Source organism: Paenibacillus harenae DSM 16969 (assembly GCF_000422465.1).
In the GTDB taxonomy this organism is placed as follows: domain Bacteria; phylum Bacillota; class Bacilli; order Paenibacillales; family Paenibacillaceae; genus Pristimantibacillus; species Pristimantibacillus harenae.
In genome coordinates, this window is the sequence record NZ_AULV01000013.1 from 164,297 (window position 1) to 177,716 (window position 13,420).

The following is a 13,420-nucleotide window of genomic DNA, read 5'->3' on the forward strand; positions in this document are numbered from 1 at the left end:
GCAGCCTCGCCTTCGACTGAAGACGCAGCTGCCGTTAGGATGAAACCTTAGGAGAATAACGACTTTATCCATTCGATCAACGACTTGATCATTTCCCACAGAAAGAACTTTGCCTCCGGCGCGTTCTCTCCGGAAGGGGCCTCAGCGGCCGCCGCCTGAACGGCTTCCCCCGCATCGGCGTCAACCGTCTCCGCTTGCGCCGATACCTCGGCCGGAGCTGCAACCGCTTCGCCGCTTGCGGCGTCAATAAAGCATAGCGGCGGGAACAGCACGCACCACCAGTTCTGGCCTTCGCCGTTGCCGAGCGTAATGCGGAGCGCCTCATACTCGCCGGCCGGATACACCTTGTTGCCGTACATTTTGGTAGGAAACGGCACGACTCCAAGCTCTGCCGCTGAGCCGTAGTTAAACCCGCGGCTTTCCAGCACTTTTGCCGTAATTCGTTCGATTTCCGGCATATGCGCCATGATCGTCCGGCGTGCTTCCTCAATGGACTGAGGACCCGTCACCCAGCCGTTCATCGCTTGAACGATCTCATCCCGGACGAGCCGCTTCACGATCTGGTCGGCGGGATTATCGGAATTAGCCAATATACGAAGTCGGATCGCTTCCTGCGGAATTTGGCCGCCCGCGACCGCCGCATCCATCTGCTGGGCCTCCCAGCTCATAATTAAGAGAATAAGGACAAACAGGATATAACCGTACGACTTGCGGTAAGGCATTTTATAGGGATTTGATGAGAAAGATTTAGAAGTATAGGAATAATAGCTGGACATGACACAAGCTCCTCTCGCCGCACCCGTCGGTGCGTCCGCTTGCGTTCCGGAACGTATCTATCCGTCAGTATGTCCGCTATCGCGATTATATAAACCTAGTAATCTAGTCTTTTTCCGAAGGCATAAGGTTCCGTCCCGGTCCGCGTTCCCTTCGGCGGACTTTCCCAGAGTGAAGAAAAATGGTTATGATTAAGGTATTCAACCATAACGGCTGACGCCTTGGGAAAATATAAACATGACATTTATCTTTTTGAAAAAAGGAAGGATGCACAAATGGACGTACACGACTCATATGAGGCCTACAGGCCGCTCCTCCATTCGATCGCCTATCGGATGCTCGGCACCAACAGCGAGGCGGAGGATGCGGTGCAGGATGTTTTTGCCGACTATATCCGTCACCGTCCCGATGAGGTCAACAACGAGAAGGCTTATCTCATTCGGATGCTGACCAACCGCTGCCTTAATCTGCTTCAATCGGCGCGCAAGCGGCGCGAGGTGTATACCGGAAACTGGCTCCCCGAGCCTGATGTCAGCTTGGTTCAGCAGGATCCGGCGGAGCTGTACGATAGGAACGAGACCATTTCCTATGGCCTGCTTGTCATGCTGGAGCAGCTGTCCGCTGTGGAACGGGCGGTATTCATCCTGAGGGAGTCGCTGCAGTACGAGTATTCGGAGATTGCCTATTATCTGCAGAAGTCCGAGGCCAATTGCCGTAAAATATACAGCCGCGCCAAAAGCAAGCTGATGCAGAATCAACCGGCGCTGCCCGCTCCATCCGCCGCGGCCGAACCGCTTGCGGCCGCCTTTATCGCAGCGGCGCGTAGCGGCGATTTTGACGCGCTTGTCGAGCTGCTCACCGAGGAAGCCGCGCTTGTCACCGATGGCGGGGGCAAGGTTCGGGCGGCCATCTTCCCGATTCTCGGCAGAGATCGCGTGCTAGCTTTTTTGAAAGGCGTTATTCCCCGCGGCTTGCTTGGCGAAGACAACCGGTTCGCTGCCGTTAACGGTCAGACCGGCATTATTCTCATGGAAAACGGACAGGTTAAAAGCGTCTTAAGCTTTCAAATTGACGAGCAACAGGGAAAGGCCGATAAAATTTTTATTTTGGCGAATCCCGAGAAGCTGGGGCATATCCGGTAACCCATTTCGTCCGACATGTTCATTGTTGTCACAAACGGGAGGGTTGTATTGTCTATGATTATACAAAGCCGCTTCGGCTTTGGGGTTTCAACAATAATCGTACATGGAGGAGATGGAGTCAATGACACAAAGAAGCGTCATGGCAAAAGAAAATCCCGGAGCTTATCAGGCGATGCTTGGCTTGGAGAGTTACTTGAAGGGAACGGACTTAAGCGGCGTGCTGAAGGAATTGATTAAAATTCGCGCATCGCAAATAAACGGATGTGCTTATTGCATAAATATGCACACCAAGGACGCAAGAAGCATGGGGGAGACGGAGCAGCGTATTTATGCGCTTAACGCTTGGCGCGAGACGCCCTACTTCACGCCGGAGGAACGCGCCGTGCTTGCGCTGACGGAAGCCGTTACCGTGATTACGAAGGAGCATGTGCCGGATGCGGTATACGACGAGGCCGCGCGTTACTTTAACTCCAAGCAGATCGGGGATATCATTATGGCCATCGTCACGATCAACGCATGGAACCGCATTGCGATTAGTACGAATATGATGCCGGAGTAGGGGAGTTGGAGGCAGGTTGTCTGGCGTAGTTCTAACACGTTCGTAACTGTTTGGGGAAATGATCGTAAACAGTAAATCAGCTATTAACGGTAAAAACAATTAAGATAAAAAGATAACATCGTAATCACTTGAAAAACGATGATGGTTTGACGGAAACCACCTTCACTGCTTAGAGCTATTGCGGCTTTCATTGAGTGAGTGATTTACGTGAAATAACAGGAAATCGTGTATCTATTTTAGCCATAAGAGACGAATGGAAGGTAATAAGCGGAATTTTCGTATCTATTTTTACAAAAACTCCGTTTTTCGCTGATATGGCCTGATTTAGATCCATATCATCCCGTTATTTTATTGATCGCGTCTGTCTCTGTCAAAATAACAGCACAATATCCAGTTATTACTGTCCAAATCCAATCACATTCCGCCTGCTATATAAGTTGAACAAATGAATTACCGTACACCAGGCAGCATGAGGGATGATTTTAATCATTCTCACTCTAACGGTTGTCTGAGCCCTTATTTGCTAAAAAAGCACGTTTCAAAATTGTAACGGCTGCTACAGACCTTATCCGAAGATTTTCAGCCCGAAAATGAGCTGATATCGGGAAATAGCGTCTGTCAGCTCCGTTACATTTTTAAAATGGCCGATATTGCACAAATAACGTATGTAGCGGCCGTTAAACGAATCAAGTCGCATGTGATAGCCATATCTCTCCACTCGAGTCGCGCAATTCTCCGGTTCAACTTATATAGCTATCGCGATAAAATTAAAAGGAGCTGTCTTGATAAATCAAGACGGCTCCTTTGTGTCATAAGCGAAACCTGGATCGCCTTATACCGGGTGCGTTTGTACGGCGATAACGTGGCGCTCGATTCCCGCATAATCGTCGATGATGCGGATGTCATCCCAAGCGCCGATGCTGCGCAGCATGTCGGCTACGATACGCGGCTGACCCATGCCGAGCTCGAAAGCGACGATGCGCGGCAGCTTCGCAAGCAGAGGCAGCTGCTCCAGCATGCGGCGGTACGGCTCGAGCCCGTCCGCCCCGCCGTCCAGCGCGAGGTGCGGCTCATAGTCGCGCACCTCGCGCTGCAAGCCCTGCAAATCCGCCGCCGGAATGTATGGCGGATTGGACACCAGCACGTCGATGGCCAAGCCGACGTGCGGGGCAGCGGAGCTGCCCCGGGGTTCGCGCCCCGGCACGAAGGGCGCGAGCAGGTCGCCCTGCACGAACGCCATGCGGTCCGCCGCCTCATGGCGGGTCGCGTTCGTGCGGGCGACAGCCAGCGCGTCCGGCGACAGGTCGGACGCGCTCACGCGCCAGCGGGGACGCTGCGCAGCCAGCGTCACGGCGATGGCGCCGCTGCCGGTGCCGACGTCGACTACCGTCGGCGCCGCACTTCGCTCCAGCTCACCGCTCACATGAGCGGTACGTTCTCCGTCCTCCGCACTTCGCTCCTTCCCCTCACTCATATGAGCACCGCGCTCGCCGTCCGCTCTTCGCTCCTGCCCGCCCTCACCAACCGCCGATGCCGGCCATAGGCGGTCAGCGGCTTCGATGACAGCTTCGACGAGCAGCTCCGTCTCGGGCCGGGGAATGAGCACAGCCGGCGATACCGCAAACGGACGGCCGTAGAACCACTGTTCGCCGATCATATATTGCACCGGCTCTCCTGCCGCCTTGCGGCGTACAAACCGCTCCCATGCCGCCAGCCGTTCCGACGGAAACGAGTCGCCTCCATCGCGGAGCAGCGAAGCCCGATCTATGCCGAGCACGTGCATAAGCAGCAGCTCCGCATTATTACGCGGCTCCTCGACCGCCTCCGCCTTTAAAATCGCGGCAGCACGCAAACATGCCTCCCGAATCGTTAACGGCTCGGCAAACCATGGACCACCCGTTTGTCCGTTCATCCTTTAGCCGCCCCTTCCAAATAACGTTATCTGTTCAATCCGCCTACGCCAGTTCGTTATATCCTTCTAACTGTCCGGACTTTACGAATTCGGCAAGCGGAAACGCCTGTCGACGCCCTTCCCGGGACGTAACCGTTTCCTCCGTATTTTCCAAGCAACTCATGAAGCAAGCTCATCGAAAAACGGTACCGCAGTGAAATATTTGCCTAATTGTATGTGCCATTCCTATAAATTTTTTCAACAAAAACGCCGGGCAGCCGCTTGCAATTCGCAAGTATCCGGCAGCCCAGCGCAGTTTTGTTACACCATTTCACGATCCATGAGCTCCGCTTGCTCCGCGATCGTCAGCGACGAAATAATTTCTTCAATGTCGCCGTTCATAACCGCGTCAAGCTTGTGCAGCGTTAGGCCGATGCGGTGATCGGTTACGCGGCTTTGCGGGTAGTTATACGTGCGAATCCGCTCGCTGCGGTCACCCGTACCGACCTTGCTCTTCCGCTCGCCCGCATATTTCGCCTCTTCCTCCTGCCGGCGAATATCGAAGATGCGGGCACGAAGCACCTGAAGAGCTTTCGCTTTGTTCTCGTTCTGCGATTTGCCATCCTGACAAGTCGCCATAATGCCCGTCGGCACGTGCAATACGCGAACGGCGGATTTTGTCGTATTGACAGATTGGCCGCCTGCACCGCTGGAGCAGAACGTATCTACGCGAATGTCCTTGTCGAGAATTTCAACCTCCACATCCTCGACCTCCGGCATAACGGCAACCGTCGATGTGGATGTGTGAATGCGTCCGCCGGATTCCGTTGCCGGAATACGCTGTACGCGATGCGCCCCGCTCTCGAACTTCAGCTTGCTGTAAGCGCCCTTGCCGTTAATCATAAAAATAACCTCTTTAAAGCCGCCCAGATCGTTTTCGCTAAATTCCATCAGTTCTACGCGCCAACCTTGCGTATCCGCGAACTTCGTATACATGCGGTATAGATCGTAAGCGAACAATGCAGCTTCGTCGCCGCCGGCCGCTCCGCGGATTTCCACGATGACGTTTTTGTCGTCGTTCGGGTCTTTCGGCAGCAGCACAAGACGAATCTTCTCATCGAGCCTTGCTTTCCGCTCGCTCAATTCTTCAATCTCCATCTTGACCATTTCGCGCATTTCGTCATCGAGCTTCTCAGCCTGCATCAGCTTGGCGTCTTCAAGCTGCTCCGACACTTGCTTATATTCCGTATAGGCCTCGTAGGCCTCTTGTAAATCCGACTGCTCCTTGGAAAGCTCCCTAAGCCGTTTTGGATCGCTGGACACGTCCGGATCACATAACAGCTCGCTCAGCTTCTCATACCGGTCGGCGAGTGCTTGTAAACGGTCTAACACAATCATTCACCTCTGTTTATTCCATTAGGATAATCTTTATTATACCATACGGCAGGCTTTGTATCGACAGCTGGTTTCGATTGACAGCGCCCCAATTAAAGCCATCATTACGCCATTATCGGCCGCTCCAGCCATGCCTTCCTCATTTCATATGCCCGTAAACCGGATTTTGCTACTCATTTAACCGGCTTTCCAGCCGTTCCTAGCTCTTGTCTCCCGTAAATTCCAACCTGGAGCTCACCTGCGCACTTACCGTTTTCGTCCGCGAAATGCGACTCGTCTTCCACCTCAACAAAGCCCCGCAAGTGCAAGTACGCACTTACAGGGCTATATGCCATCCGATTCCTATACGTTAAAACGGAAGTGCATGACGTCGCCGTCCCGCACGACGTAGTCCTTGCCTTCCAGGCGAACCTGGCCCTTCTCGCGGGCGGCTACCATCGAGCCTGCCGCTACGAGATCGGAATACGATACTACCTCGGCGCGAATGAAGCCGCGCTCGAAATCGGTATGAATAACTCCCGCTGCCTGAGGCGCTTTGGTGCCGTTGCGAATCGTCCAAGCGCGAACCTCTTGCACGCCCGCCGTAAAATACGTGTATAACCCCAGCAGCTTGTAAGCCGCGCGAATCAGACGATTAAGACCCGATTCCGCCATACCCAGCTCCTCCAGGAACATTTCCTTGTCCTCGCCTTCAAGCTCGGCGATCTCCGATTCCACTTTCGCGCTGATCGGCACAACCTCGGCATTTTCCTGCGCCGCGAATTGACGCACTTGCTGCACATATTCATTCCCGTCGGTATCCGCAACCTCAGACTCGCTGACGTTGGCCGCATACAGCACCGGCTTCATTGTAAGCAGGTGAAGATCTCGGACCAGCAGCTTCTCATCGTCGGTCAGCTCCAGGCTGCGCGCAGGCTGATCGTTGTAGAGCGCCTCTTTAACCCGCTCAAGCACCTCGACCTCTTGCGCGATTTTCTTGTCCCCGCTCTTCAGATTTTTGCGTGAGCGTTCGATTTTTTTATCGACGGAATCGATATCGGCCAGAATAAGCTCGAGATTAATAACCTGAATGTCGCTGATCGGGTCTACTTTACCGGCAACATGGGTAATATTCTCATCCTGGAAGCAGCGGACGACGTGCACGATCGCATCCACCTCGCGGATATGCGCCAGAAACTTATTGCCAAGTCCCTCGCCTTTGCTTGCGCCGGCAACCAGACCGGCAATATCGACAAATTCAAACGCGGTCGGAACGATGCTTTTTGGCGTTACAAGCTCGACCAGCTTATCCAGACGCTCGTCCGGCACCTCTACAACGCCGACGTTCGGATCTATTGTACAAAAAGGATAGTTGGCAGATTCTGCCCCAGCTTGTGTAATCGCGTTAAACAAAGTCGATTTCCCCACGTTCGGCAAACCGACGATCCCTGCTTTCAATGCCATGCTATAAGACACCCCTATTTTCCCGAAAATAAATAACTTCAGCTATTATACCCCAGGCTCCCCCACAAAGAAAGTGCCAACCGCTTGCGCCGATTAAGTTGAACTATTGATTTACATCAGCTGTTATCGCTGCGAGAGCAAATCATTCTTACGATCGCTGTTCCAGCCAAATGGTCTGAATAGGTAAACCCTGTTTGGTAACCAATTTAGACTGCAAAAAGCGACCACTTCGTTTCTCCAGAACGATTTGCTCTCTCCGCTCCACGCTTCCGTTTCTTTCGTTCAACTTATATAGATTAAGTCACTTCATGACAGATACGTTCAGAATTCGAAACAAACCGGCTCCGGTTAGCCCAATTTGCTTAAGGAATGAAAATAGGCAGGAATGGTTCGCGCGCCCTCGGAAATACTACCAATGCAATACTCATGATACATGCTTCAAACCGTCTCGAAGCATCGCCGACCAACTTTAAGCGTATGGATCCCGGCAAGATTAGTTGACTACGCGCATATACAGCGAAGCTTGTCTTCACAACCGCTATTGGAGGTGACTTTATGGAAAATCGGAAGCACAAGGGCAATTACACCGGCACGACGAACATGCAGGCCAAAAATCAAGACATGGCATTCGTCAACGACAATTTGGAGGATACGAAATCCGTTTCGAATTTCTCCGCCAGGAAGAAACGGACGGATAAATAGGAAACGCTTAAAAGAGAAAGGCCCGAAGGTCCCAGCTTCCAGCTGGAGGCCTTCAGGCCGTTTAATCTTTACATCCGAAGCGGGGCTTCCTGCAGCTCGGCCCGCGATTGCAAATAACGGAAGAACGCGACCGACGCCTCCGCGCGCGTCACCTGCTTCTTCGGCAGGAACTTGCCGTCGGCCAGATTCATAATTTTCAAGCCGACCACAATCGCCGCCTGTCCTTTATTCTCGATTTGCGCCGTATCCTTGAACGACGTTTGAAAAATATAATCGTAATTCGCGAGCGAATTGAAACCTAACGCCCGAACGATCAGCTCCGCCATCTCGTCCCGGGACACTTTGCCGTCCGGATTGAATGAGCCGTCCCCAAGATCGATCAGGTTCTGTTCCAGCGCGCTTTCTACATAAACAAAGTAGCTCGAATCCGTTGCCACGTCATTGAAGGACGCTTTCGCTTGCGACATATCCGCCGCGCCGTACAAAATCGGCGAACGCCCGCTGTTTCTTGCCAGTACGAGCATTTTGATCAATTCGCCGCGCGTCACCGCTTCATTCGGCCGCACCTTTCCGTCTTTTACGTCAAGCGCTTTATAAGCGACCATCAGCTCCAGCTGGCGCTGAGCCCAATGCCCCTCGATATCCGTTGCCTGCGGCTTCTCCAGCTGCGTCGCCTCGCCTGTCTCCCGATTGCGCCACTCGCCTGTTTCGGCATCGAGAAATACGGATTCGTCGATCAGCTTCGGAACCAGACGGTATACCAGCTCCGCCTGTGCCGTCGTCGTCACTTCATTCGATTTGATCTCGCCGGAAGCCATCATCAAGTTGTACTTCTCGATCGGAATCGGCTGGCCGTTCCAGGAGAACTGCTGCACCAGCCGGTAGGTCAGCTGCGTCCTGTAATAATCCAGCCAGCTATCCACCGCTTTTTCCTTCGAAATCAAAGCCGGCGCTTCCGACGGATAAGCGAAGCTTGAAAGATAAGCATCGAAATTGACGACCTCGCCCGTACGCGAATCGATCGCGACGCTTACGTTGTCATATTCCGCCGTCGCTCCGTGAATTTTGTGCAGGAAACTAATATAGTATTGACGGTACTCGCCAGCTTGCTTGCCCTCATATTGCTTCGGATCAGGGTTAACCGCATACAGCTCATGCGTCAGCCACGGAAGATGCTTCTTCACGGCGTCAACCGCCAGCGTCACGGCTTTCTCGAGCGGTATATTTTGCCCCGCTGCCGCTTGCTCATCGTAGTTATAAATGTAGAAGCTGCGGACGGCCCCCGTACGTCCGTCCACGGTCGCGTGAGCGGAACCCGCTTCCTTGCCGTCCTTCTTTATGCTCCAGTTCAAACTCCAGTAAGCTTCGGTTACTCCGGTGCCTTCATTATTCTGCTCGCTGTAATTGGAGCCGTTCAGCTCCGCATCCGCCGGCAGTTTAAATGCGGCCTTCACGGCTTCAGCGGCCTGCTTCTCCGTAATCGTGCCTGCCTTAGGCGCTTCGCCTAGCGGCTTCTCGCTTATCGGTGATTCTGCGACCGTTCCCGCCCTGAAAAACTGTCCTTCCGTCTGCCCTTTTACCTCGCCCGTCACGGCATCCACTGCGATCGGCTGCAGGTCATAGCTCAGCATCGGCTTGCGAACGCCTTTCGTGTTATACGGCACGATATAGGATAGCTGTGGAGCCGCCGCTTCGCGCAGCTTTGCATTTGCTTCTTCGAGCGTCAGATTCGAATCGGCTTTAGGAAATGTGACCGTATCGTCCCACTGCAGGGAATAGCTTGTAATATGACCCTCGCTGTCTACTTGAAGCTCGATATAATTATCGACATAAGGGATATTATTGACGATCCGGTCATAGCGGATGACATGGGTTACCGCCCCCGAAAGAGGAGGAAGCAGCTGCACGCCGTAATCCGGATTGTATTGAATTTGATCCTTGTAGCCGGCGGCTGTCGTTCCAATGAATTGGAGTGCGATCTGCTGGGCAGCATCGCGCTCGACCTTCAGCGGATACGTCGGTTTGGCGGACGGGTTATCCGTGTAAGAGTTAAAATCGAGCAGCTGTCCGCTGTCAGCGTGAATGCGTACGTAAATGCTGCCGACATGCTTGCCGTTCACTTTCTTCACGAAATCAAAACCCCAGGCATTACGTTTCCCGCCGCTGATCACATCCGTTGAAAAATTGGCTCCCTGAAGCGAATACTCCTTGGGAATGCTTACATACTGTCTTGCAAGCGCCTCCGCTTTCTCCTTCGTCACAGCTACATCAACCGGAACCTCCGCTTTATCCGTCACAGCGATCCCATCCTCCGACCCGGATGCCGCAGCACCCGCACGCTCAGAAATGACCGCGCTTTCAGCAAATGCCGCAGCCGGCATCGCACTCAGCAGCATCGCCATTGACAGCACCGCTGCCAGCTTCGTTCGTTTATTCTTCTTCACTGCATCGCCCTCCAGTGCTTTTCCATTACATTCATGCAATTAGACGCATCATATTAGGAGGAAGTTGCAGTCGAACATTAAAAAAAGACTACCCCTTAACAAGTCAAAGGATAGTCTCGGTCCGTTTCATTAATTAGGCCGTTCCGCTGCGCTTTACATAAGTCCGCAGCTTCTGCCAAACATAAACGCAAAGCCATACTGACAAAATAATAAATAACGGCATCACCGTAAAGTTATAACGGTATTCCGGCACGAAGACCAATCGGATCATCGACATAATGATGATGACAACCGCAAGTATGGCGGCAGGATGCCTCCAACGCCATACGAGCGCAAGCAGCGATAAAATCGTACTGTACACCACAAAAATATGCAGATAGGCGACATTCGGATAGGCATGGTAAATCGGCGAATGACCCGACCCGAAGAACATATGCCCATATGTATATTCCAGCTTGCCAACCGTATACCATTTCACGTATTTCCACGTCTGCGTCGTAAAGCCCGCTTTCAGTCGCGCCCAAGCATAATCCTCTTGAGACATCTCCTTCGGCTTCGGTACGATCCGATCCGTGTAATCCTTATTCGGATAAGTGCCGGCGGAGAACGGGTTCGATTGCGATGCCGTCAAGACAAGCTCACCCAGTGTCACCACGTTGCGGATCCACCACGGCAGCATCGCGGCAGATAAACAGAGGCCGGTAATAATGCCGAGCAGGGCGACCTTTTTGAAAATGCTCCATTTCGACGGACCGCCGGACACCCGCTCGCCCTTCGCTTTAAACCATTGCTGCAGCAGAAACACGCCGTACAAAGGTACGAATAAGGGCAAAAACTCAGCCCGCACCAGAACCGTAAGTCCCAGGAGGAGACCGGCAATTGCCGCATCGCGCTTCCGCTGCGTACGGAAAGCATACAGCTGCATGGACAAGTAGCCCATCAGCAGGAACAGCGCAAGCGTCTCGGTCAGTACCGCGCCCGTCGTCCAAATAAACGGATGATAAATCGCACCGGCAAGGATTGCGAAGAAAGCCACCCATTTATTTTTCGTAGCCTGCATCGCGATTATGTACATCAGAGCTAACGAGGCTAAGCTGATCAGCACCTGCACCCAGCGAATCAGAGGAAACGGTTCCACGCCGATTTGGTCGGCGACAAGGTACATAGCTGTCATAAACAACGGATAACCCGGGGTTACCCTTGCATTCGGCACCTCTTCCTTATAGGAATAAATGCCTTTGTCGAGCAGACGGTGAACCATTTCGTCGTAATATTTCGTATCATGCGAAATATTGTGCTTGACCGAGGTTAGAAAATCCGCCCGCAGCCAGAAGGCGAGCAGAAAAATAAGGACGATCATCACCGTCCACACTTTATTTTTTCTCATATAATCCAACAAAACCGACAGTCCCCCTCAACCCTTGCAAAAACCTTATTTCCAAGCTAAAACAACGACACCGACCAAAATGATGGCCGCTCCGATCCAGCGCTGCAGCGGCACCGATTCGTGGAATATAAAAACGGCTGCCACGAGAGCGATAACATATGCCATGCTTTGCAGCGGGTAAGCCAGACTAAGCGGCAGCTTCTTCAGCACGTACAACCATAAGACCGTTGCTACGCCGTAGAGCACAAGCCCCGACCAAATATGCGGCGACCACAGCAATGAAACCCACGTGTCGCCCTTTGCCGTATCCAGCCTGTTCATTCCCTCTTTCCATAGCAGTTGACCGGAAACAAGCAGCAGTATGTTCAGAAACAATACGATATAAGCCATCAGGAATCCGACCTTTTGCGTTCATGCAGCTCGTGATGCAGGATGCCAAGCTCCTGCGTCAGCCGTATGACCTTCTCCGACAGCTTTGACACGATTACCGTCAAGTGCAAGATAAGGGCGACACAGAACAAAATACCGACCAGGAACAGCAGGGCCGGCGCATAATCGATGCCGACGGCATCGGCCAAAGCGTCAATAATTTGAACCCGTACGGATAAAATCAGCATAACAACGCCGAATAAGAGCCAAAGCATCGAGTATTGCTCCCGCAGCAGTCTGCGGTTGATTAACATAATCAGCACGAATAAAAAACCTATGCTTGTGATAATCCACAAGGCTTGCATGGTGTATCCTCCTCAAATGTTTGCGCAGCAAACATATCTTCGTAAGCATTCACTTAAATGTTTGCGCAGCAAACGCAACTCCGTAAGCAACCCTACGATTGAACTTCTGCCGGCTTGGTCGCCTTTAAGCTTCGAATAAACAAAGAAAGTGTGACCTTGATCATATAATACACCGAACGCATGGCATTTATAGATGAAGTGCCGCCCGTCCGGGCTTCCATAACGACAGCTACCTCACTGGTGCGAAGTCCGCTGCGATGAATAAGCACAATCGAATCAACCTCCGGATAGTCCGTAGCATAGTCGCTTTGAAACACCGCTATCGCACGCTTGTTAGCCGCGCGGAAGCCGCTTGTGACATCCAATACGCGCTTGCGCGTCATCGCGCTGACGATCGTGGACAAAATTTTAATGCCGACTCTGCGCGTAGCCGACGACAGGAAACCCGTTTGTTCGATAAATCTCGAGCCGATCGCAAGATCAGCCTTGCCGCTCAATACCGGCGACAAAATCAGATGAAGCTGCTCCGCTTTATGTTGTCCGTCTCCATCCACCTGTACAGCCACGTCATAACCGTAGCGGTAAGCATAACGATATCCGGTCTGCATTGCGCCGCCTATGCCTAGATTAGTCGGGAGTGAGATGACGGCAGCGCCGTTTGCTTCAGCAACCTCCTTGGTCCGGTCCTTCGAGCCGTCGTTGATCACAAGTATATGAGCGGACGGGCAATGTGTCTTCACATCCTGGATGACATGGCTTATGCTGTGTTCTTCATTATAAGCCGGAATTATGATTAGTATTTTTGAAGACGTAAGACCTTGCCGCAGGGACTCGCCGGTAACCGTATCGTCCGCTTTCGAAATGACTGCGTTCACTCCATCATCACTCCATCAATCAATTTAGGCACACAAAACACACAATTATTTCAATTCTACTAACTTCTCTATTA

The 13,420-nt window shown here is 52.5% G+C and carries 12 protein-coding genes; 3 read left to right on the forward strand and 9 right to left on the reverse strand.

The features are described from left to right. Window positions 1-47: 47 nt before the first annotated feature. Window positions 48-776, reverse strand: coding sequence for a stage II sporulation protein R (spoIIR, locus tag H581_RS0100660; RefSeq protein WP_425414565.1), 729 nt, complete (start codon window positions 774-776; stop codon window positions 48-50). A gap of 273 nt (window positions 777-1,049) precedes the next feature. Between spoIIR and H581_RS0100665 the strand changes: the two genes are divergently transcribed. After that, on the forward strand, window positions 1,050-1,916 hold the full coding sequence (locus tag H581_RS0100665; RefSeq protein WP_028608320.1) for an RNA polymerase sigma-70 factor: 867 nt from the start codon (window positions 1,050-1,052) through the stop codon (window positions 1,914-1,916). Between the two features lie 121 nt (window positions 1,917-2,037). Then, window positions 2,038-2,475, forward strand: coding sequence for a carboxymuconolactone decarboxylase family protein (locus H581_RS0100670; protein ID WP_028608321.1), 438 nt, complete (start codon window positions 2,038-2,040; stop codon window positions 2,473-2,475). 832 nt (window positions 2,476-3,307) lie between these two features. On the opposite strand, the gene H581_RS38705 is transcribed toward H581_RS0100670, so the two are convergent. The 3 genes from H581_RS38705 to ychF all read right to left on the reverse strand — a co-directional run bounded on the left by H581_RS38705 (window position 3,308) and on the right by ychF (window position 7,204). Next, entirely contained in the window at window positions 3,308-4,387 is a 1,080-nt protein-coding gene (locus H581_RS38705) for a N5-glutamine methyltransferase family protein (RefSeq protein ID WP_051250360.1), read from the reverse strand. A gap of 300 nt (window positions 4,388-4,687) precedes the next feature. After that, window positions 4,688-5,758, reverse strand: coding sequence for a peptide chain release factor 1 (gene prfA, locus H581_RS0100690; RefSeq protein ID WP_028608323.1), 1,071 nt, complete (start codon window positions 5,756-5,758; stop codon window positions 4,688-4,690). 345 nt (window positions 5,759-6,103) lie between these two features. After that, a complete protein-coding gene (gene ychF, locus H581_RS0100700) occupies window positions 6,104-7,204 on the reverse strand; it encodes a redox-regulated ATPase YchF (RefSeq protein ID WP_028608324.1) in 1,101 nt (366 codons plus the stop codon). Window positions 7,205-7,759: 555 nt separating this feature from the next. On the opposite strand from ychF, the gene H581_RS38265 reads away from it, so the two are divergent. After that, window positions 7,760-7,906, forward strand: a complete 147-nt coding sequence (locus H581_RS38265; RefSeq protein WP_169507391.1) for a hypothetical protein — start codon at window positions 7,760-7,762, stop codon at window positions 7,904-7,906. 68 nt (window positions 7,907-7,974) lie between these two features. On the opposite strand, the gene H581_RS0100710 is transcribed toward H581_RS38265, so the two are convergent. The 5 genes from H581_RS0100710 to H581_RS0100730 form a co-directional block, all read right to left on the reverse strand. Further along, complete coding sequence (locus tag H581_RS0100710; protein WP_028608325.1) at window positions 7,975-10,350, reverse strand: S-layer homology domain-containing protein; 2,376 nt, start codon at window positions 10,348-10,350, stop codon at window positions 7,975-7,977. A 133-nt stretch (window positions 10,351-10,483) separates the two neighbouring features. Next, window positions 10,484-11,749: a phospholipid carrier-dependent glycosyltransferase gene (locus H581_RS0100715; protein ID WP_051250361.1), complete on the reverse strand. Its 1,266-nt coding sequence runs from the start codon at window positions 11,747-11,749 to the stop codon at window positions 10,484-10,486. Between the two features lie 33 nt (window positions 11,750-11,782). Beyond that, window positions 11,783-12,127, reverse strand: a complete 345-nt coding sequence (locus H581_RS0100720; RefSeq protein WP_028608327.1) for an EamA family transporter — start codon at window positions 12,125-12,127, stop codon at window positions 11,783-11,785. Then, on the reverse strand, window positions 12,127-12,471 hold the full coding sequence (locus tag H581_RS0100725) for a DUF2304 domain-containing protein (protein WP_028608328.1): 345 nt from the start codon (window positions 12,469-12,471) through the stop codon (window positions 12,127-12,129). The genes H581_RS0100720 and H581_RS0100725 overlap by 1 nt, the downstream gene beginning before the upstream one ends. Window positions 12,472-12,563: 92 nt before the next feature. Then, window positions 12,564-13,346 (reverse strand): glycosyltransferase family 2 protein, encoded by a 783-nt coding sequence (locus H581_RS0100730; protein ID WP_245599848.1) that lies wholly within the window; start codon window positions 13,344-13,346, stop codon window positions 12,564-12,566. Window positions 13,347-13,420: the final 74 nt, after the last annotated feature.